General features: G+C 31.5%; 21 protein-coding genes. 9 read left to right on the top strand and 12 right to left on the bottom strand.

Annotation, left to right across the window (positions count from 1 at the left end; genetic code table 11):
• Positions 1-293: 293 nt before the first annotated feature.
• Both groL and groES read right to left on the bottom strand, forming a co-directional pair.
• Positions 294-1,916: a chaperonin GroEL gene (gene groL / locus AC2D8K_RS05760; protein WP_484698197.1), complete on the bottom strand. Its 1,623-nt coding sequence runs from the start codon at positions 1,914-1,916 to the stop codon at positions 294-296.
• Positions 1,917-1,970: 54 nt separating this feature from the next.
• Positions 1,971-2,258, bottom strand: a complete 288-nt coding sequence (gene groES, locus AC2D8K_RS05755) for a co-chaperone GroES (protein ID WP_002451577.1) — start codon at positions 2,256-2,258, stop codon at positions 1,971-1,973.
• 174 nt (positions 2,259-2,432) lie between these two features.
• On the opposite strand from groES, the gene mroQ reads away from it, so the two are divergent.
• Positions 2,433-3,176: an intramembrane glutamic endopeptidase MroQ gene (gene mroQ / locus AC2D8K_RS05750; RefSeq protein WP_002451576.1), complete on the top strand. Its 744-nt coding sequence runs from the start codon at positions 2,433-2,435 to the stop codon at positions 3,174-3,176.
• A gap of 59 nt (positions 3,177-3,235) precedes the next feature.
• Here mroQ and AC2D8K_RS05745 read toward each other — a convergent pair whose 3' ends face one another.
• Positions 3,236-4,858: an SdrH family protein gene (locus tag AC2D8K_RS05745; RefSeq protein WP_484698195.1), complete on the bottom strand. Its 1,623-nt coding sequence runs from the start codon at positions 4,856-4,858 to the stop codon at positions 3,236-3,238.
• Positions 4,859-5,055: 197 nt separating this feature from the next.
• Between AC2D8K_RS05745 and AC2D8K_RS05740 the strand changes: the two genes are divergently transcribed.
• Positions 5,056-5,682, top strand: coding sequence for a nitroreductase family protein (locus AC2D8K_RS05740; protein WP_002451574.1), 627 nt, complete (start codon positions 5,056-5,058; stop codon positions 5,680-5,682).
• 116 nt (positions 5,683-5,798) lie between these two features.
• Positions 5,799-6,584: a carbon-nitrogen family hydrolase gene (locus AC2D8K_RS05735; protein WP_002451573.1), complete on the top strand. Its 786-nt coding sequence runs from the start codon at positions 5,799-5,801 to the stop codon at positions 6,582-6,584.
• Positions 6,585-6,997: 413 nt separating this feature from the next.
• Here the strand turns inward: AC2D8K_RS05735 and AC2D8K_RS05730 are convergent, their stop codons facing one another.
• Together AC2D8K_RS05730 and AC2D8K_RS05725 are read right to left on the bottom strand one after the other, a co-directional pair.
• Positions 6,998-7,075 carry a delta-lysin family phenol-soluble modulin gene (locus AC2D8K_RS05730; protein WP_015364841.1) on the bottom strand — a complete coding sequence of 26 codons (78 nt, stop codon included), beginning with the start codon at positions 7,073-7,075 and terminating at the stop codon, positions 6,998-7,000.
• Between the two features lie 66 nt (positions 7,076-7,141).
• Positions 7,142-7,219, bottom strand: coding sequence for a delta-lysin family phenol-soluble modulin (locus tag AC2D8K_RS05725; protein WP_015364840.1), 78 nt, complete (start codon positions 7,217-7,219; stop codon positions 7,142-7,144).
• Between the two features lie 316 nt (positions 7,220-7,535).
• On the opposite strand from AC2D8K_RS05725, the gene AC2D8K_RS05720 reads away from it, so the two are divergent.
• The 4 genes from AC2D8K_RS05720 to agrA are packed head-to-tail and all read left to right on the top strand — an operon-like array spanning position 7,536 to position 10,288.
• Positions 7,536-8,099 carry an accessory gene regulator AgrB gene (locus AC2D8K_RS05720; protein ID WP_002451572.1) on the top strand — a complete coding sequence of 188 codons (564 nt, stop codon included), beginning with the start codon at positions 7,536-7,538 and terminating at the stop codon, positions 8,097-8,099.
• A gap of 4 nt (positions 8,100-8,103) precedes the next feature.
• On the top strand, positions 8,104-8,244 hold the full coding sequence (agrD, locus tag AC2D8K_RS05715) for a cyclic lactone autoinducer peptide AgrD (RefSeq protein WP_002451571.1): 141 nt from the start codon (positions 8,104-8,106) through the stop codon (positions 8,242-8,244).
• 25 nt (positions 8,245-8,269) lie between these two features.
• Positions 8,270-9,559, top strand: coding sequence for a quorum-sensing sensor histidine kinase AgrC (gene agrC / locus AC2D8K_RS05710; RefSeq protein WP_049425306.1), 1,290 nt, complete (start codon positions 8,270-8,272; stop codon positions 9,557-9,559).
• A 12-nt stretch (positions 9,560-9,571) separates the two neighbouring features.
• Complete coding sequence (gene agrA, locus AC2D8K_RS05705; RefSeq protein WP_002452008.1) at positions 9,572-10,288, top strand: quorum-sensing response regulator AgrA; 717 nt, start codon at positions 9,572-9,574, stop codon at positions 10,286-10,288.
• Between the two features lie 58 nt (positions 10,289-10,346).
• Here agrA and AC2D8K_RS05700 read toward each other — a convergent pair whose 3' ends face one another.
• From AC2D8K_RS05700 to AC2D8K_RS05670, 7 genes are all read right to left on the bottom strand, one after another.
• Positions 10,347-11,303, bottom strand: coding sequence for a carbohydrate kinase family protein (locus AC2D8K_RS05700; RefSeq protein WP_002452009.1), 957 nt, complete (start codon positions 11,301-11,303; stop codon positions 10,347-10,349).
• A complete protein-coding gene (locus tag AC2D8K_RS05695; RefSeq protein ID WP_002452010.1) occupies positions 11,300-12,784 on the bottom strand; it encodes a sucrose-6-phosphate hydrolase in 1,485 nt (494 codons plus the stop codon). Before AC2D8K_RS05695 ends, AC2D8K_RS05700 begins: the two co-directional genes overlap by 4 nt.
• A 301-nt stretch (positions 12,785-13,085) precedes the next feature.
• Positions 13,086-14,036: a LacI family DNA-binding transcriptional regulator gene (locus AC2D8K_RS05690; RefSeq protein ID WP_075777908.1), complete on the bottom strand. Its 951-nt coding sequence runs from the start codon at positions 14,034-14,036 to the stop codon at positions 13,086-13,088.
• Between the two features lie 139 nt (positions 14,037-14,175).
• Entirely contained in the window at positions 14,176-14,400 is a 225-nt protein-coding gene (locus AC2D8K_RS05685) for a sulfurtransferase TusA family protein (RefSeq protein WP_002452012.1), read from the bottom strand.
• Positions 14,401-14,412: 12 nt separating this feature from the next.
• Positions 14,413-15,501, bottom strand: coding sequence for a YeeE/YedE family protein (locus AC2D8K_RS05680; RefSeq protein ID WP_002452013.1), 1,089 nt, complete (start codon positions 15,499-15,501; stop codon positions 14,413-14,415).
• A 172-nt stretch (positions 15,502-15,673) separates the two neighbouring features.
• On the bottom strand, positions 15,674-15,979 hold the full coding sequence (locus AC2D8K_RS05675) for a hypothetical protein (protein WP_002452014.1): 306 nt from the start codon (positions 15,977-15,979) through the stop codon (positions 15,674-15,676).
• A gap of 27 nt (positions 15,980-16,006) precedes the next feature.
• Positions 16,007-16,651 carry a redox-sensing transcriptional repressor Rex gene (locus AC2D8K_RS05670; protein WP_002452015.1) on the bottom strand — a complete coding sequence of 215 codons (645 nt, stop codon included), beginning with the start codon at positions 16,649-16,651 and terminating at the stop codon, positions 16,007-16,009.
• Positions 16,652-16,905: 254 nt separating this feature from the next.
• On the opposite strand from AC2D8K_RS05670, the gene AC2D8K_RS05665 reads away from it, so the two are divergent.
• Positions 16,906-18,840, top strand: coding sequence for an ABC-F family ATP-binding cassette domain-containing protein (locus tag AC2D8K_RS05665; protein WP_484698188.1), 1,935 nt, complete (start codon positions 16,906-16,908; stop codon positions 18,838-18,840).
• A gap of 350 nt (positions 18,841-19,190) precedes the next feature.
• Positions 19,191-20,813: a MutS-related protein gene (locus AC2D8K_RS05660; protein WP_002452017.1), complete on the top strand. Its 1,623-nt coding sequence runs from the start codon at positions 19,191-19,193 to the stop codon at positions 20,811-20,813.
• Positions 20,814-20,832 lie beyond the last annotated feature (19 nt).

Raw genomic sequence — 20,832 nt, 5'->3', positions numbered from 1 at the left:
GAATAATGCGTTAATTCAAATCAACATGTCGTTTCTGAATTAAAACATTTCTTTATAAAAATCACAATAAATAATATAACATTTGTGGATTGGTACCTCAACTATTTTATTCTATAAAATATTTTGATATTTTAATTGAATAAGTTGTCATTATTTATGATAAATAGCTTAAAAACGCATCAATTTCAATAAATAAAAAAACTTTCTAGCGAAATGGATCACTAGAAAGTTTTAATTATCTTTATGTCTAATTTATGAAGTTTTTTTCAATTGTCCAATGCGATGGCGTGAACTTACATCATACCAGGCATGCCGCCACCCATTCCAGCTTGTTCTGATTGATCTTTTTCTGGAATTGTTGCTACAACTGCCTCTGTTGTCAAGAACATTGCAGCTACACTTGCTGCATGTTGTAATGCTGAACGTGTTACTTTAGTAGGGTCTACAATACCTTCTTCAAGCATATTAACCCATTCATTTGTTGCAGCGTTGAATCCAACACCTGCATCTGCATTTTTAAGACGTTCTACAATAATAGAACCTTCCAATCCAGCATTTTCTGCAATTTGTCTAACTGGTGCTTGCAATGCTTTTAAGACAATATTAACGCCTGTTTCAACATCGCCAGTTGCATCAATATCACTTACTTTTTTATAAATATTTACTAACGCTGTTCCACCACCAGCAACGATACCTTCTTCAACAGCTGCTCTAGTTGAGTTTAAAGCATCTTCAATACGTAATTTACGTTCTTTTAATTCAGTTTCACTAGCAGCACCTACTTTGATTACTGCAACACCTCCGGCTAATTTAGCAAGACGTTCTTGTAGTTTTTCTCTATCGAAGTCAGAATCAGTTTCTTCAATTTGTGCTTTGATTTGGCTAACTCGTGCATCGATATTATTTTCATCACCGTCTCCATCAACAACTGTCGTATTATCTTTAGTAACTTCAACCTTATTAGCACTACCTAACATATCAATTGAAGCATCTTTTAATTCTAATCCTAAATCATCTGTAATGACTTGTGCACCTGTTAAGATTGCTAAGTCTTCTAACATTGCTTTGCGACGATCACCAAATCCTGGTGCTTTAACTGCTACTGCTGTAAATGTACCTCTCATACGGTTTAATACAATATTAGTTAATGCATCGCCTTCCACTTCATCCGCTACAATTAAAATTGGACGATTAGATTGAACCACTTGTTCTAATAAAGGTAAAATATCTTGGAAAGAAGAAATTTTCTTATCGGTAACTAAAATGTATGGTCGTTCTAATTCTGCAATCATTTTATCTGAGTCAGTAACCATATATGGTGATTGGTATCCTCTATCAAATTGCATACCTTCTACAACTTCTAATTCAGTATTGAAACCATTAGATTCTTCTATAGTAATAACACCATCGTTGCCCACTTTTTCCATAGCTTCTGAAATATATTTACCAATTTCTTCATCTGCTGCAGAAATAGCACCTACTTGAGCAATTTCATTTTTATTTTCTACTTTTTGAGAAATTTCATGTAAAGCTTCAACTGCTACTTGAACTGCTTTATCAATACCTTGTCTTAAACCTACAGGGTTTGCACCGCTAGTCACATTTTTAAGTCCTTCTTGAATCATTGCTTGTGCTAGTACTGTTGCAGTGGTAGTACCATCACCAGCAATTTCATTTGTTTTGTTAGCTACTTCTTGAACTAATTTGGCACCCATATTTTCATATGGATCTTCTAACTCAATTTCTTTTGCAATTGTGACCCCATCATTTGTAATTAATGGCGCTGTATATTCTTTATCTAATACAACATTGCGTCCTTTTGGTCCAATTGTCACTTTCAAGGCATTTGCCAATTTATCTACACCACGTAACATTGCTTGACGTGCGTCTTCTGAGAATTTTAAATCTTTAGCCATTATGTCTAACCTCCAGTATTGTCAATCTTCTTACTTTTTTATAATACGTTTATTTTATGCTTCAATAATTGCTAAAATGTCGTCTTCATTTAATACGATGTATGTTTCATCGCCACGTTTAACTTCTGTTCCTGCATATTGTTGGAATACAATTGTATCCCCTTCTTTTACTTCAGGAGCAACTCTAGAACCATCATCTAATAAGCGCCCTTTTCCGACTGCTTTAACGATGCCTTCATTTGATTTTTCTTTAGCACTATCTGTTAATACGATACCACTTTTAGTTGTTTGTTCTTGTTCTTTTCTTTCAATAATCACACGATTTCCTAATGGTTTAAGCATGATTGTTCCTCCTTGTTGAGTACGGATTTTAGCACTTAAACTTTTAGAGTGCTAAACTACTTTTATAATAATCAAATTTGGTCAATATTTCAAGCAGGACGTCTTTGAATTTATTTTGTACATAATGATTTTTTACGATAAAATAAACTATAAACAGAAAATCGGAGGTCCAATATGAAAAGATTTTGGGTGTCATTATTAACAGTATTAATTTATGCCTTAGCTCAATTTTTACCAGGCATGTTATTACGAAGTGGATTAATCCAACCAGAAAAAGGTATGGAAACAACTCAATTTATGATATATACACAAGTATCATTATTTATAGTCGCAGCTATATTAATCATATTAATTAACTTATATATTAAAAATCCTACTCGTCTCGAAGCAGGTGTTAAAGAATCCAAACGCTACATCATCAGTTGGGCATTACTTGGATTTTGTATCGTCATGGTATATCAAGTTGTTGTGAGTTTAATTTACACACTTGTTTTAGGACAACAACAACAAAGTTCTAATACTGAGCGATTAATGGCTATTGCTAAACAAATGCCAGTCTTTATTATATTAATTTCAGTTGTTGGTCCAATTTTAGAAGAGTTTGTATTTAGAAAGGTGTTATTTGGTGAATTATACAACGCCATCAAAGGTAATCGTATCGTTGCCTTTTTAATAGCTTCTATTGTAAGTTCACTTCTTTTTGCATTAGCACATAATGACATTAAATTTTTACCTATGTATTTCGGTATGGGAATGTTATTCTCATTAGCTTATACATATACAAATAGAATCGCTATACCAATCGGCATTCACATGTTACAAAACGGTACTGTTGTCATTATGCAAGTCTTCGGTGGTGAAGCACTTAAAAAAGTACAAGAACAAGCCAACTTTATCATCCATCTTATATTGAATTAAATATAAATTAATAGAGCCAGTCACATTTTCAGTGATTGGCTCTATTTTTTAATATCATTTTATTGTGCACCTTCATCTTGCTTTCGTCGTTTTAACAGATATGCAATGATTACACCAATGAAAATGGCAATAATACTTGTACCTAACGTCATTAATAATCGATTTGTTTTCTGCTCTTTTTGATAACTTTCTTTCTGTTGATTTGATGTACTTATTTTATCATCGCTATGATTTTCAAAAGAACTTTTATCACTCGATTCTTTATCTTCAGGTTTCTTTAAATCAGGCATTGATCCTATATCGCCTGTTATTAAAGCTAGAACTTGATCATCTAAGTTTTTATAGTACTTCTTTGAATCCAATGGGTTAAAATACTGAAATCTAAAATAATTAGATGATTGTTGTAATGAATTTAAATATTGATTTCCACTAAACGTTTCTTTTCTAAAAATATTGTAAATATCCCTATCTGAAATAACACCATTAGAATTATCAAGTTGATGAATTTGATTAATCACAAATGGGTTATATTTGTATGAACCTTCTGCTAAAGAATTAAACCTTCTTATTAGCGACTGCTGATTTGATGTACGCTCAAAGCCTTTTTGATTGTTGAAAATTGATTCCGGTCTTTGCCACATAAAACGATTACTATCATAATTAGATGTATTAGATTGTGACTGATCGTATGAATTTGATTTCCGCACTGGTCCTAAAACTTGATTTTGAGAGTCGTATCGAGGCATTAATTGCACAGAATTATTATTAGAATTCTGATATTGGCTATTGCTCACGTTATTATTATTTGCATTTTGCCAATGATTGGGTCTTTGATTATTTGATTGACCATGATGAGTCGAACCTGTTCCATTGGCTTGATGATTTGAATTATTTTCACCGGGGTATTGTGAGTTTCCATCTTGAGATGACTGCTGACCTTGATTTATAGGTGGTTGCTGATTGCTTGGTTTTTGATGTTGATGATGAGTTTGTCCTGAACCTGGTTGCGTGCTTGGTTTATCATTGTTTTGATTAGAATCTGGTTTGTCTTGATTGTTAGATCCATTGGGTTTGTCTTGACCATTTTGGTTAGACCCTGGTTTATCTGGATTGGTTTGTCCATTTTGATTGGAATTTGAACCATCATCTTTATCATTTGGCTTGTCATCTGGCTTAGTACTTGGATTATCTTGATTTGAGTTTGAATCTTGATTACTATCTGATCCATCATTTTGGTCATCATTTGGTTTATCTTGATTATTATCAGTCTGATCCTGATTATCTTGATTCCCAGGCTTATCATTATTATCAGAAGTACCATTGTTTGAATCAGTGTTATCATTTGAATTTGAACCATCATTTTGTCCCGAATTTGGGGTGTCCTCTTTACTACCATCAGATGTATTACTACTATTATCAGGATTAGTTTGATCTTGGTCAGATTGATTTGAGTCACTTTGATTAGAATCAGAAGATTGAGATGTATCCTTTTTATCATCAGTTGATGGTTCAGCATTATTTTTATCATTGTTGTTCTGATTTGAATCATTTGTTTGAGTTGTATCTGATTGAGGTGGCTTATTTGAATTTTCAGCCGCAAAAACCGACGGACTTAGAAATGATGTGCTTAATATTAATGCAAATCCAGGTAACATTAATTTATGTTTTAACTTTTTCTGCATCAAAAGTCACCTCCTATTATTATTTCTTTACTAAATCAAGTATATATAAAGTAACCAAATAATGCATTGATATATGTTTATTGATAAAAAATATTAATATTTTTGAAATTTTCCAGTAATTATTAGTTTACTTTATCGAGTATAATATTTATACTAAAGATACAAATAGTTATTAACTATAACAAAGGAGATTGAATATGGGTTTATTTAATAAAAAGAACAATGACGTTTCATTTAACGATGCTATGGAGCAAAGACGTACAATATACAATTTAGAAAGTACTATTTCAATTGAAGATTCAGAGTTAGAAGAGTTAATTGCACATGCAGTTAAACATGTACCTTCAGCATTCAATTCTCAATCTACTCGTATCGTTTTATTATTAAATGATAAAAATGAAAAATTCTGGGAAAACACAAAAGCTATTTTAAAAGAAACAATGGGTCCAGATCGTGATTTTGAACCTACACGTCAAAAAATTGATAACTTCAAACATTCATATGGAACTATTCTCTACTATGAAGATCAAGATGTTATTACAGGATTACAAGAAAAAATGCCAAACTTCTATGACAATTTTGAAATTTGGTCTAATCAAACAAATGCAATGCATCAATATGCCATTTGGACTGCATTAGCTACTAAAGGTATTGGCGCTTCATTACAACATTATAATCCAATCGTTGACGAAGCAACTGCAAATGAATTTGGCATTCCAAAAACATGGAAATTAGTAGCTCAAATGCCTTTTGGTAATGTTCGTGAGCAAGCTGGTGAAAAAGATATTAAACCAGTTGAACCTCGTTTCCTTATTAAAAAATAATTGATTGAATTTAACACTGAGTGGGCGTAAATTTCTTACAGAAATTACCCCACTTTTTTGCTATCTAGATATAATTTTAGTATCTTATAATTAATCAATTAAGAGGAGTGATATATATGAAAGTTCAACTATTTCAAATATATATCGAATATGGTCAATCTGAGAAAAATATGGCAAAAATTGAACAATGGTTTGAAGATAAATTAGAAAACGACACAGACGTTGTAGTAATCCCTGAAATGTGGAACAACGGCTATGCATTAGAGAAATTAAATGATCTAGCGGATGTTAACTTAAAAATTAGTTTGCCATTTATTACAAATCTAGCACAAAGGTATCAAGTTGATATTGTTGCTGGCTCTGTATCAAATAAAGTTGATCAATCTATTTATAATACAGCATTTACAGTATTATCTAATGGTAATTGTATAAATGAATATAATAAAATCCATTTAGTTCCAATGTTAAGAGAACCCGATTTCATGTCACCAGGTGTGAATGTTCCTGAACCCTTTGCTTTATCTGATGGCACTTTGGCTACTCAAATTATATGCTATGATCTTAGATTTCCAGAATTACTGCGATACCCCGCTCGTAGTGGTGCAAAAGTAGCATTTTATGTTGCACAGTGGCCAACAGTAAGATTAAATCATTGGCTCGCTTTATTAAAAGCACGCGCAATTGAAAATGACATGTTCATTATTGGTACAAATAGTTGTGGCAATGATGGTCAAACAGATTATGCTGGGCATTCAATTGTCATCAATCCTAATGGCGAAATTATTGGAAGTTTAGATAGCGAAGAGGATTCTTTAAGTGTAAATATAGATATTAATGAAGCTATAGAACAACGACAATCAATTCCAGTGTTTGATAATCTTAAACTTGATTTATATAAATAGAAATTGAATCTTTCCCACTCGATGCAATTTAATTGAGTGGGTTTTGTTGTATATAAGAATAAGCCGTGAGCTTGGGAGGGGCTCACGGCTTTTGATAACTTATTATTAAGGGAATGTTTTTACAGTTATTTTTTCAATCTATTTTTTGGGGATGTTATTAATTATGAAAAAATTTTAGTGAATTTATCTCTTTTTATAATGATAAATTGAATGTTGTTTTACGATAGCTTACATGTTAGAAAAATACCTAGTTAAAGGTAGCTAAGAATAATACGTAACACTGAGTCCAAGGAAAACTACAGTCATATTAGTAAATGTTTGGTCACCTACTAATGTTGTAAGTTATTAAGTTGAGATGGCTTAATAACTCACCTATTATACGAAGAAAACAAAGTTACAATGAATTTCTACTATTATTTAGTGAATTTTTTTACTGTATCTAAAATCCATTTTACAAAATCACCAATTGTTGAAATGATATCTGCAGTCATTGAAATCACTCCTTCCATTTGAATTATTGTAAATCCTAAATACTCATCTTAACTAACTTGAAAAAATTATTTTTGGAATTTTTTCACAGTGTTAATGATTAATTTTACTAAATCACCGATTGTTGAAATGATATCTGCTGCCATTGAAATCACTCCTTCCTTCTAGTAATGGAACTAGAATTACTTTGACAAATAATTCTAATAAGTAGATTAAGCAAATTTTCAACTCTATTTCCATCACATCTCTGTGATATGAGTCTATTAAAACATGGTTATACCTCTTTGACTTAAAAAATTCCTAACTCGCAATATTTTATACTAAACTGTAAGCCTTTTTATGATAAAATACTTTTTAGAAAGTACATTATACAGTTAAGTATTTATTTTTGACAGTTAGGCATAAAACACAAAATAAGTTGCACAAAATTGTATAATGATACTTAAGGAGAGTAGTGAACAAGTGAAAATAATAGATACAAAAATTGATCAATTTGCCAACTACTTACAACGTAGAAATAACTTGGATCGCATACAATTTCTAAAAGTTCGTTTAGGTATGCAAGTTGTAGTAAGTAACATAGCGAAATTTATAGTAACATATGGGTTAGCGATAATATTTCATATTTTCTGGTATACGTTAACTATGCATTTAGCATATATGATTTTAAGGTTTTACGCGCATGGCGCACATGCTAAATCATCTTTACTATGTCATATTCAAAACATCATTATTTTTCTATTGATGCCATGGCTTATCGTATATTTATCAATTGGTAAATTTGAAATGCTTATCTTTGCATTAATTGGTTACTTAATAGTAATTATCTATGCACCTGCTGCAACAAAGAAACAACCTATACCTAAACGCTTAGTGAAAAAGAAAAGAATACTCTCCATTGCAGTTTACATGTTATTAGTCATAATATCGTTTATAATTAAAGAACCATATTCACAATTAATTCTATTTGGAATTATTGTTGAATCAATTACATTATTACCTATCTTTTTCCCTAAGGAGGATTAACATTATGGAATTTTTAGTCAATTTATTTTTTAAATTTTTCACTTCAATCATGGAATTCGTTGGTTTTGTAGCTGGAGCAAATCCATGTGCAATGTTTTATGATGAACCAGAGGTCCCTTCTGAACTAACTAAGTTATATGAATAATATACTTTTAGAAAGTGTGTAAGATATGGATGTTCTGAATTTCTTACCTTTTGCAGCAGTACAATCTGTACTGCTGTTTTGGATAGTAAAAATAATATTAGACATTAAATATAATTTTAAGGATTATTTAATTGTTTTATTAACTGTTATACCTTCTATTTTGATGTACAACTATATCGGTAACAGCTCACTTTTATTTTTAGTAGCAGTTGTTTTTTTATTTTACTATAGAAAGATAAAATTATACTCAATTATGGTTGTATTAATCAGTAATCTTGTTTTATATTTGACTAACTTTTTAACAGTTAGTCTTTATTTGACTATTAATAAATATATATATTCTAAAATATTACTATTAACAATTCATTTGAGTACATTTTGTTTGATTGCACTTTTGCTAGCATTTTTATTAAGAATTTTAATAAAAAAACTTAGAGAATCCTATCTTTCATTAAATAAAACCTATATCACTCTTATATGTGTGGTATTATCTATTTCATTTATGTTCTTTTACATAATTTCTCAAACAGATATGAGTGCACCAAATAGTTTGAGATTATATGCTATTATTTTTGTTGGTTTAATTATCTTTTTAAGTATTATTGTTTTCATTCTTTCAATGTTCACTTTACGTGAAATGCGTTATAAACGTAATCTTCAAGAGATTGAAACGTATTACGAATATACTTTAAAAATTGAATCTATTAATAATGAAATGCGTAAGTTTCGACATGACTATGTCAATATTCTATCAACGATGTCTGAATTTATTCGTGAAGACGATATGCCAGGCTTACGTCAGTACTTCAACGAACAAATTGTACCGATGAAAGATAACTTAGAAACACGTTCACTTAAACTTAACGGTATTGAGAAGCTCAAGGTGCGTGAAATCAAAGGGCTTATTACGACGAAGATTCTTCAAGCTCAAGAAAAAGAAATCGCGATTAGTATTGAAGTCCCTGATGTGATTGAACGCATTGATATGAATACGATAGAACTAAGTCGTATTATTGGTATTACGTTGGATAATGCGATTGAGGCATCAGAATCATTAGAAGATGCCCTTATTCGTATCGCCTTTTTCAAAGAGGATGAATCTGTAACGCTTATTATCATGAATAAATGTAAAGATAGTATTCCTCGTGTTCATGAACTGTTTGAAGAAGGATTTTCTACAAAAGGTGATAATCGAGGTTTAGGGTTATCTACACTTAAAGAAATCACTGATAATAATGATAATGTATTATTAGATACAGTCATTGAAAATGGCTTTTTTGTTCAAAAAATTGAAATTATCGATAAAGAATCATAAGGATGTGAAATCATGAAAATATTCATTTGCGAAGATGATCCAAAACAACGAGAAAATATGGCGTCCATTATTAAAAATTACATTATGATTGAAGAGAAGCCTATGGAGCTTGCTCTCGCAACTGATGATCCTTATGAAGTGCTTGAGCAATCCAAAAATATGAATGACATCGGTTGTTATTTCTTAGATATACAACTTGAAGCAGATATAAATGGTATTAAATTAGGTAGTGAAATTCGAAAACATGATTCTGTAGGTAATATCATTTTTGTAACAAGCCATAGTGAATTAACGTATCTCACTTTCGTTTATAAAGTCGCTGCAATGGATTTTATATTCAAAGATGATCCTGCAGAACTGAAAACACGTATTATCGATTGTTTAGAAACAGCTCACACAAGACTCAAATTATTATCCAAAGAAAGTAATGTAGAAACAATTGAGTTGAAACGTGGTAGTAATTCAGTTTATGTACAATATGACGATATCATGTTTTTTGAATCATCTAGTAAATCACATCGTTTAATTGCACATTTAGATAATAGACAAATCGAATTTTATGGTAACCTTAAAGAATTAAGTCAATTAGATGACCGTTTCTTTAGATGTCATAATAGCTTTGTGATTAATCGGAGAAATATTGAATCCATTGATTCTAAAGAGCGTATTGTCTATTTTAAAAATAAAGAACACTGTTATGCATCTGTTCGTAATGTCAAAAAGATATAATTCCATTATTAATATAAATAAACAACCATCCGTTAGTCTTAAACGGATGGTTGTTCTATTATGCATGATCAATTTCATCTAAAGTAGGAATACTGTCAATGGCACCATATTTTGTCGTTACTTTTGCTGCTACAAGATTACTGAAATGTAAGATTGCTTCACCTTGTTGTTTAAACAATCGCTCTATAGACATATCTTGATGAGTTAATATTTGACTTATCACGGCTCCTATAAAGGCGTCTCCAGCACCAGTCGTATCGATGGCTTTGACTTTAAAGCCTTCATGATGTTTTACTGTCCCATCTTTTAAATAAATTGAGGCACCTTTAGCACCTTGCGTATAAATTACCGCTTCAACATGACCTACAAATAGCGATGCAATCGCTTTAGATTCATCATGCTCTCCCGTAATAAATTCAAGCTCTTCATCTGAAACTTTTATAACATGTGCTTTAGGTATAAATGTCAGTATAGCGTTACGACAATCCTCTTCATTATCCCATAAAGGCAATCGGACATTAGGATCAAAAACAATAGTTCCTTGTTGCTGTTCAAATTTCTCAACCATTGCTAAATGTGCTTGTTTCATTGGGCTATCTACTAAATCAACAGAGCAAAAATGTAAAATATCACCCTTACCCATGTCTATATCTTCAATATTTTGAGCTTCATATAACATATCTGCAGATGGTTTTCGATAAAATGAAAAATCTCTTTGCCCATCTGCCTTTAAACTTACAAAAGCAAGTGCTGTATTCGCCTCATTTGTTCTTTTAATATAACCAGTACCAACACCAATATTTTGTAGTGTTTCAACGATAATATCTCCAAATGCATCATTGCCAAGTTGCGTAATCATTTCAGCTTGTGCACCTAACTTTTGTACTGTACAAGCAACGTTACAAGGTGCACCACCTACTTGACGTGAAAATTGTTCCACGTCTTTAAGTGCAGTATCAGTTACTGTTGGCATAAAATCGATTAGCGCTTCACCAATTGCGAATAAACGTCTCATGAAAGATCACCTTTCAAATTATATTTCGTAAATTGTAAATAAACTTGTCCTGATTCAGTAGAAGTTTTAATACCGGTTGCTTCTTCCGCAGGGAATATTCTTGAAGTTAATACACGTTCACCATCATTACAGAAAATTTCTATACTTGATGTATCTACAAATATGCGTAACTGAGTTAGTGTTGAATCCAATTTTGTACTACGTGTAGTACCTTCCACATTACCTGGTAACAAACCACTATCAGTTCGATCAAGCGTCACTTTATTGTCACGCTTATTATAAGAAATCATTGTCGATTGATATCTTGATGTTCTTAACTCAAAATAAACTTCAGAAGCATCATTTTCTAAAATATCAATGATTAATTCATACTGTTTACCCTCATAAGGATGTAACTTCGTTGTAAATTTATTAGCGTAACCTAAAGCAGTTTCTTTGTTATATCTTAATTTTTCTAGACTTTGAATAGGTCTTTGTTTCAACTTACCATTTTCAACAGTTAATACTCTTGGAATAGTTAAACAATGTGCCCAACCTTCTTCATCTGTAGGATATGTTGTTTCTGGTAATCCCATCCAACCAATTAAGATACGTTGACCATTTTTATCGAGAAATGTTTGTGGAGCATAAAAATCAAAACCTCTGTCTAATTCTAAAAATGATTGATGATCAAACTCTAAAGTATCTAGATTTAAATCACCCATGATATAGCCAGATTGATAAATATTACGATATTTATCTTCCTCACTATCAATGCCTTGTGGACAGAACATAATGATATCATGGCCATCCAGTTCAAAATAGTCAGGACACTCCCACATATAACCAAATTGGTTTAATGATGTTTTAATTTCTCCTTGGAAATGCCAATTCACAATATCTTTCGAACTATATAATAATAATCTACCAAATTCATCCATAGTTTGGGCACCCAAAATCGCATAATATTGGTCCTCAATTTGAAATACTTTTGGATCTCTAAAATGACTTGTATAGCCTTCAGGTTGTTGGCTAATAACAGGTTTAGGAAACTTCTCTACTGAACCGTCAGCTTTCATTCTAGCTATCATTTGTGATGAATGTCTTTGCCAATTATGATCACGGTGATTTCCAGTGTACATATAATATAAATGACCTTGAAATTCAAAAGCACTTCCACTATAAACACCATGACTATCAAATTTAGTATCTGGACTTAGTATGACTCCTTGAGGTTCGAAGTGAACCAAGTCGTCACTCGTATAATTAAACCAATATTTCAAACCATGTACTGCGCCTAATGGGAACCATTGATGTGAGACATAATACTTTCCATTAAAATAAATTAAACCATTGGGATCATTTAATAAACCCGTTTCTGGTTGAATATGGAAAGTTTGTCTATACGGAGATAATTGTACTTGTTGTTTTAAATTTAATAATTTATCGCTATCAACCTCTTCTATTCGTTGATAACGTTCTTCTTTAGTCCATTCAGTCATTCATATCCCCCTATTTTATAATAATCGTTTAAGTAAATGGGGTTAAGTTTATAAATAATAAAGAACCCTTGATACATATACTTATGTTTAAGCATGATGTTTGCACCTAAGATCGAAACTTTATGCTATATCAAACACGTTCATGTAAATGTATGTCTTTATACTTGTTCTCCCCAACTTGCATTGTCTATAGAATTTGTTTTCTAAATTCTATAGACATGGGTCACTTGACCTAGTAAGTATGATGTTTATATTTTATCATTTATACTGGTATCGGTTCCATATAAATTGAATATATTCTTTATAATTTCACTGGTATCACGATGGATTCTTCAATAGATTCTCCCTTAATCAATTGTCTAACTTCAAGCATCGCACGTTGTCCCGCTTCATAATAATTAAACTGTATTGTTCGAATAATTGGAGAAACAATTTGTGTCATAGGATCTCCACCAAATCCATGAATTATTGTTGGTTTTAATAATTGATCTGAATTAAAACGATATTTATGAATTGCCAACGCAATGGCATCAGTCGCACCAATAATGACGTCAGCATCATTAATCTTTGTTAACGTTTGCTTAATATCTTTTAATGCTTCTTCATATTTAAATGAGGTTTCAAATATATCTGGTTTAATTTGATATTTTGATAAGCCATCGATTAAACCACTTTTCCTATGTACACCTACCGCAATATCTTTCTCAGTAACACTAAAAAATACAACACGTCGCGGTTGTCTTTGACCTACCCACTCACCCACTTTTAATCCTGCTTGATAATCATCATGCGTGATGCTATGTAAACCAGGATATGCTTGTCCAACAATAATGACAGGTACATTAGCTTTATCAATCACTTCCAAATGTTTATCAGTAATATCAGTTGCCATTAAAATAATTGCATCTACTTTACTACGAGATAACGTTTCAATGGCTTCAATTTCTGCTTCCATATGTAATCCAGTATAGTTAAGTAACAGTTGATAGTTATGTTGTTGACATTGATTTACGATACCCTTCACTGTTTCATCAACAGCATAAGAGTTCATCCTTGGAATGATAGCACCTATAATACGTGTTTGAGTTGCTCTTAAACTTTGCGCGAATTGATTCGGTTGGTAGTCATGTTCATTAATGATCCTACTTAGTTTCAAACGTGTCTTTGGACTGACAGATCCATTATTTAAATACCTAGAAACCGTACTCTTTGATACTCCTGCTAATTTTGCGATATCCGATATATTTTTCATAAAAGTTACTCACCCATCATATTTTGGAAAACTTATATCTATTCTATCATAAATGTAATCGCTTAAAATACTAATTTCTAGTTGAATAAATAGAAAAAGAGCACCCATGATGGATGCTCTATCTATATTTATCATTATTTTACGCCTTTTGTACAGTAATTGTCCAAGACGCATCACCAAGTTGTTCATAATTAGTAACAGGGTAACCATTTTCTGCCGCCCAATTAGGGATTGCCTCAGTCGCCTGTGTACAATCAAAATCAATTTTTAATTCATCACCAGAATCTAATTCAGTCATTTTCTTTTGAGCTTCTATTAAAGGGAAAGGACAAACCATCCCAACTGTGCCTAATTCATATACCATAATAACTCCTCCTTAAGTCGTTTGTGTTTGTTGTTTAACTGTTGTTTGTTGTTTTTTAGTCGATTGTTGTAGTTGTTTCATTGGCTTAATAAAAATAAAGTAACTCATAAACCATACACCTAGAATCATTGAACCTAGACCAATCCAGCCTTGCCAACTCATTGTCGCCGTTTCAACTAAGCCATTACCGATTGAACAACCACCTGCAACAGAGGCTCCAAAGCCCATTAAAATGCCACCAATTGCACTATTTCTAATTGTTTTCTTATCTGGTAAACGCCATTTAAATTCTTTTGATCCTTTAGCAGCAATGTAAGAACCTAGGAATATACCTATAACTAAAAATGCGCCCCAATCAATGAGTTGTGTATTTCCAGTAATTAAGAAATTAACAATATTTGCTGAAGGTGTCGTAATTCCTAATCCATAATCTCTACCAGTAGAACTACTCATTGGCCAAGCTAATAAAGCGATTAAACCAACTGCAATAGCCGCTACAAACGGATGATATCTTCTTTCAAATAAATAATGTCTTACGCCTGAATACTTCTGTTTTAATTTAGGGACTGCTACTTTAGGCTTTTTAAGTGTTTTTGTCACTAATATTAAAGTAATTAACGTTATTAGTATTACTAAAATCCAATTGGGAATATGCAATGTATCTGCCATACTTGCATTGACATTTGTAGGTTGATTAATTACTTTTAGGACTGGTGACAAAACACCTGTCTTAGTAATTGCACTTGTTAATGCATATAAAATGAGTGCAACCCAACTACCTATTAAACCTTCTCCTGCTCTATAATATGTTCCAGTAGCACAACCACCTGCTAATACAATACCTATGCCAAAGACAAAAGAACCAATGATTGTACCAACAATTGGAAATGTGTGTGCTGGAACATTTACTATACCTAAACTTGTTAATATTAATAAACCAATACTTTGAACTGTAATAGCAACAAGCAATGCATAGAACATTTTATTACTTTTTTGAACATACATATCTCTAAAACCGCCTGCTAAGCAAAAGCGTGTTCGTTGCATTACAAATCCTAATAGTACGCCGACGATCAAACCGCTTATAATCATCCAAACCACGTTATCACCCTTTTCCGATATAAATACTAAGTTATTTTACAGGATAAAGTGTTATATTTCAAGTTCACTATCATAATATGTTTCTTAATTCTACACATTTATCAATGAAATGCTTTATTTAAAATAAAAAAAGAGTACATCTCGATAAGATGTACTCTTGCTCATCACTTTTTTAATGTGCTTGTATTTCATCGATATAATGAACTAATGCTTGCAATTCATTTGCTTTAAAATGACTAAATTTATACCAAGTTTGGTTATAGTAAATCAATAATTTATGTCCCAGTAACCCCTTACGTATTTGGTAACGAATAATTTTTTTAACATCAATTTCTAAATTTAGAGGATTATGATTTGTATAATAGGACTTGAACACTAATGTATGACCGTTCAATACCAATTGTCCTGGAATGTATATTAATGTAGGTAAATGTGCTTTATACATACACCCTATTTGAATCAATACTTTATCATTCATAAAAAGTCCCTCCAAATGATCAATATGCTATTTCATTGATTCATCATAATTTCTCATAAAGAAAAGTAAGGACTGTAATTCAATACCTAAATCAATATGATGTACTTGTACATCAGTTGGCGTACTCACTCTCGCTGGTGTAAAATTCATAATACCTTTAATACCAGATTCAACCAGCTCATCTGTAACACTTTGGGCAACCTGTTCAGGTGTTGTAAGAATGACTACATCAATATCTTGATTTGATAACGTATGTTTTAAAGTCTTGCTATCTTTTACAACAACACGGCCTACTCGTTCGCCGATGACATCTTGATTTACATCAAATGCTTCTGTAATGGTCATTTCATCGTGAATTGAGAAGTTATATGTTAATAATGCTCGACCTAAGTTACCCACACCAACAATTGCAATTTTAATATCATTGCTACCACTAATTTCAGCTTTGAAAAATTCAATTAAACTATCTATATTATAGCCATATCCTTTTTTACCTAATTCGCCAAAATATGAAAAATCTCTACGAATCGTAGCTGAATCTATTTGTAATGCTTCGCTAATAGCTTTAGAATTAACACGGTCAATACCTTTAGATTTTAGATTACTCACAAATCTATAATATAACGGTAAACGTTTTAAAGTTGCTCGAGGAATTTTAACGTTACTTGCCATTTTATTTGTCTCCCTTCGACGCTAAACGGTTTTAATTTTATGTATATATGTTTGCAACAATAAAAATCCAAATAATTGTTCACAATGAATACTTGCTAATTATACATTAATAAAATTTAAAAATAAATATCCTAGTTTCAAGACACAGCTTAATACTGTAAAATAAATATTAATATGATAAACAAAAAATTTAAACATATCAAACTATATGTATAGTTTATAATGATATCGCATATTTAGAAAGGTGAAGTCGGATGATACTTTTACAACTTAATGACATCTCTAAATCGTTCGATGGTGAAGATATCTTTACTAACGTTGATTTTGAAGTGAAAACTGGTGAACGAATAGGCGTTGTTGGACGAAATGGTGCCGGTAAATCAACACTTATGAAAATCATTGCTGGCGTTGAAGATTATGATAGTGGTCACATTTCAAAGATTAAAAATCTTAAGATGGGCTATTTAACACAACAAATGACGTTGGACTCTAACGCCACTGTGTTCGAGGAAATGTCAAAACCATTTGAACATATTAAAAATATGGAACTATTAATCAAACGTGAAACAGATTGGTTAGCTGCCCATGCAAATGAGTATGATACACCTACTTATCAATCACATATGGAAAAATATGAATCTTTATCAAATCAATTTGAGCAATTAGAAGGTTATCAATATGACAGTAAAATTAAAACAGTTCTTCATGGATTGAATTTTAATGAAGATGACTTTAATAAGCCTATTAATGACTTTAGTGGTGGTCAAAAAACACGATTATCACTTGCACAAATGTTGTTAAATGAACCAAATCTATTATTACTTGATGAACCTACCAACCATCTCGATTTAGAAACTACAAAATGGTTAGAAGATTATTTGCGTTACTTTAAAGGGGCAATTGTCATTATAAGTCATGATAGATATTTCTTAGACAAAATCGTTACACAAGTTTATGACGTCGCTTTAGGTAGTGTTAAACGATATATTGGTAATTATGAACAATTTATTCAACAGCGAGATAAATATTATGAAAAACGTATGCAAGAATATGAAAAACAACAAGAAGAAATTAAACGGTTAGAAACATTTGTAGAAAAAAATATCACAAGAGCTTCTACAAGTGGAATGGCAAAGAGCCGTCGTAAAACATTAGAAAAAATTCAGCGTATTGATAAACCAATGATTGATGCAAGAAGTGCTAACATTCAATTTGGATTTGATAGAAATACCGGAAATGACGTCATGCATATCAAACAATTAGAAATTGGTTATGATGATACACCTATTACTAAACCTATTAATTTGGAAGTATCCAAAGGTGATCACATCGCTATTATTGGGCCAAATGGTGTCGGTAAAACCACTTTAATTAAAACCATTGCTCAAAGACAACGTCCACTCGGTGGCGAAGTCACATTTGGTGCTAATTTACAAATAGGTTACTATGACCAAAAACAAGCTGAATTCAAATCAAATAAAACCATTTTAGATTATGTTTGGGACCAGTATCCAAATATGAACGAAAAAGATATTCGAGCAGTATTAGGCCGTTTTTTATTCGTACAAGACGACGTCAAAAAAATTATCAATGATTTATCTGGTGGCGAAAAGGCAAGATTACAATTAGCCTTGTTAATGTTGCAACGTGATAATGTACTTATTTTAGATGAACCTACCAATCACCTCGATATAGATTCGAAAGAAATGTTAGAACAAGCTTTAGAACATTTTGCAGGTACTATTATCTTTGTATCCCATGATAGATACTTCATCAATCAATTAGCCAATAAAGTATTTGACCTAGATCATGATGGTGGAAAAATGTATCTTGGTGATTATCAATATTATATTGAAAAAACAGAAGAAGCTGCAGCCTTAAAAGCTAAAGCAGAGAGTGAAATTGAGTCTGCAAATCACTCAAATACTAAACAGACTACAGCGTCATCATATGAAAACCAAAAGCAGCGTCGTCGCGAACAACGCAAAATAGAACGTGAAATCGAGCAACGTGAAGCCATCATCGAATCATGTGAAGCAAAGATCGAAGACATTGATCATCAACTTACACAACCCGACGTTTATAGCGATCCTGTAAAATCCAATGAACTAGCTGAATTAAAATCGAATACCGAACAAGAATTAGAACAAGCAATGCTTGAATGGGAAGAATTACAAGAAAAATTATAAATAACTATTATTTTTCCAGACACTAGAAAGTAGATTTTCTACTTTTTAGTGTCTTTTTTCTGATTTTTAATTGATTATTATTAACATTCATTTTCGCCTATCTGATAGCTATCCACAGAGTTATCCTAGTTATCCACAGGTAATATGTAACTAAATTTTAGAGTTATTCAGATAAAAATTTGCTATATCCACAAATTTTAACACCACTTATCCACAAGTTGTGCACTTATTGTTGATAAGTACGCATGTTCCCTATTGACATATCTTCTGACTTCTCATTTTTATCATTGATTGTTTCAAATTAAATGATATGAAATAATTAAAAAAACAATACATTAAGGAGTTTTTAAATGAATGACCCACAGTTGTTTTTATTATTTGTTTTAGGCGTTATTATATTAACCACAGTCGTTAGTATCATTACTTCTATCATTAATAGACGACAGTTCATTAATAAAATTAACGGCTTATGGTCTAATCAAGAAAAGTTAGAAAAATTTATCAGGCCAAATGCGAAATATGATTATCAATTTCAAACCTATTTTGATAACTATGATGATCGTCAACTTATTGATAACAAGACATGGTCTGACTTAAATATGGATGCATTATTTCAAAGTATGAATTTCAATTTCACAGCACTTGGGGAGATGCGTTTATATGCAACATTACGTAGAATGTTTAAAGTGAACAATAAAATATTACTCAATCGTTTTAAAGAAGATACTTCTTTTAGGAATCAGGTTTCATTACGGTTAGGTCTAGTTGGTAAAAGTGTCTATCCACATTTTCCCGATCAACTCACACCTATTAAATGTCAAAAAATATTCATGCTTGCCCCCTTATTACCAATAATCGCTTTAATTTATACGTGCTTTGATGCGTCAAATGGTATTCTGTTATTCATCATGGCATGCGTGATTAATATCATTTTATCGGTCAGTTTAAAACGAACATATGAACAAGATTTAAAAACCATTTTTTATACTGCTAATATTTTAAAACAGTGTAAAAATCTTACTGATATAGAGGGAACACCGCAAATAGACGTTAATTTCAATCACTTTAAAACTGCAAGATATTTAAGTGGCATATTAGCTAAAGTCGAAAGCGTTGACTTTGCATCAGCCTTTGTTTTATTAATTAAAACTATATTTATGTTAGATTATCTTATTTTTCACACAATTCAACATAGTTACTATAAATATTTAGATGAAGTATTAAAATGCTACGATTATATTGGCCAATTAGATAATCATTATGCAATTGCCTTATACCAAGAGACATTAGAAGCATACTGCGAACCTGAAATAATTCAAAATAGTAATACTCTACAGCAATTATGTGAGTTTAATCAACTTGTACATCCATTAATTAACCATGCTGTTCCAAATGATTTAAATCTCAATCGAAATATTTTATTAACCGGTTCGAATGCATCTGGTAAATCAACCTTCATGAAGACTGTTACGCTTAATCTTATTTTGGCTCAAACAATTAACACTGCAACAGCCACTCAATTTAAATATGTACCTGGATTAGTCTACACGTCTATGGCTAATGCAGATGATGTCTTATCAGGAGATAGCTATTTTATGGCTGAATTGAAATCCATTCGCCGTTTATTCAATATTTCAACGGATAATCAAGTATACTGTTTCATTGATGAAATCTTTAAAGGAACCAATACTACAGAACGTATTGCCGCTTCTGAATCAGTATTAACTTATTTATCTCACTTGCCAAATTACTATGTATTAGCTGCAACACATGATATTGAATTATCAAATTTATTAAATATATCTTATACAAATTATCACTTTAATGAATCAATTAAAGATGATTCCATTGCGTTTGACTTTAAAATCAAACCAGGTAAAGCAAATACAAGAAATGCAATCGAATTGCTAAGATTGACACAATTCCCTACTGATATTTATGAACGTGCCAAACAACAAGTTAAGTATATATAATAAAAAGTCAGTAGTGTGA

This window comes from Staphylococcus sp. 510 (assembly GCF_057219715.1).
This window is presented reverse-complemented; position numbering and strand designations above follow the sequence as displayed.

Bases quoted from the DNA above. Each gene is read 5' to 3' on its own strand.
- AC2D8K_RS05725 (WP_015364840.1), bottom strand. From the start codon at position 7,219: ATGGCAGCAGATATCATTTCAACAATCGGTGATTTAGTAAAATTAATC.
- AC2D8K_RS05695 (WP_002452010.1), bottom strand. From the start codon at position 12,784: ATGACTGAATGGACTAAAGAAGAACGTTATCAACGAATAGAAGAGGTT.
- AC2D8K_RS05700 (WP_002452009.1), bottom strand. From the start codon at position 11,303: ATGAGACGTTTATTCGCAATTGGTGAAGCGCTAATCGATTTTATGCCA.
- agrD (WP_002451571.1), top strand. From the start codon at position 8,104: ATGGAATTTTTAGTCAATTTATTTTTTAAATTTTTCACTTCAATCATG.
- groL (WP_484698197.1), bottom strand. From the start codon at position 1,916: ATGGCTAAAGATTTAAAATTCTCAGAAGACGCACGTCAAGCAATGTTA.
- AC2D8K_RS05685 (WP_002452012.1), bottom strand. From the start codon at position 14,400: ATGGTATATGAATTAGGCACAGTTGGGATGGTTTGTCCTTTCCCTTTA.
- AC2D8K_RS05735 (WP_002451573.1), top strand. From the start codon at position 5,799: ATGAAAGTTCAACTATTTCAAATATATATCGAATATGGTCAATCTGAG.
- mroQ (WP_002451576.1), top strand. From the start codon at position 2,433: ATGAAAAGATTTTGGGTGTCATTATTAACAGTATTAATTTATGCCTTA.
- AC2D8K_RS05660 (WP_002452017.1), top strand. From the start codon at position 19,191: ATGAATGACCCACAGTTGTTTTTATTATTTGTTTTAGGCGTTATTATA.
- groES (WP_002451577.1), bottom strand. From the start codon at position 2,258: ATGCTTAAACCATTAGGAAATCGTGTGATTATTGAAAGAAAAGAACAA.
- agrC (WP_049425306.1), top strand. From the start codon at position 8,270: ATGGATGTTCTGAATTTCTTACCTTTTGCAGCAGTACAATCTGTACTG.
- AC2D8K_RS05745 (WP_484698195.1), bottom strand. From the start codon at position 4,858: ATGCAGAAAAAGTTAAAACATAAATTAATGTTACCTGGATTTGCATTA.
- AC2D8K_RS05670 (WP_002452015.1), bottom strand. From the start codon at position 16,651: ATGGCAAGTAACGTTAAAATTCCTCGAGCAACTTTAAAACGTTTACCG.
- AC2D8K_RS05740 (WP_002451574.1), top strand. From the start codon at position 5,056: ATGGGTTTATTTAATAAAAAGAACAATGACGTTTCATTTAACGATGCT.
- AC2D8K_RS05675 (WP_002452014.1), bottom strand. From the start codon at position 15,979: ATGAATGATAAAGTATTGATTCAAATAGGGTGTATGTATAAAGCACAT.
- AC2D8K_RS05690 (WP_075777908.1), bottom strand. From the start codon at position 14,036: ATGAAAAATATATCGGATATCGCAAAATTAGCAGGAGTATCAAAGAGT.
- AC2D8K_RS05730 (WP_015364841.1), bottom strand. From the start codon at position 7,075: ATGACTGCAGATATCATTTCAACAATTGGTGATTTTGTAAAATGGATT.
- agrA (WP_002452008.1), top strand. From the start codon at position 9,572: ATGAAAATATTCATTTGCGAAGATGATCCAAAACAACGAGAAAATATG.
- AC2D8K_RS05665 (WP_484698188.1), top strand. From the start codon at position 16,906: ATGATACTTTTACAACTTAATGACATCTCTAAATCGTTCGATGGTGAA.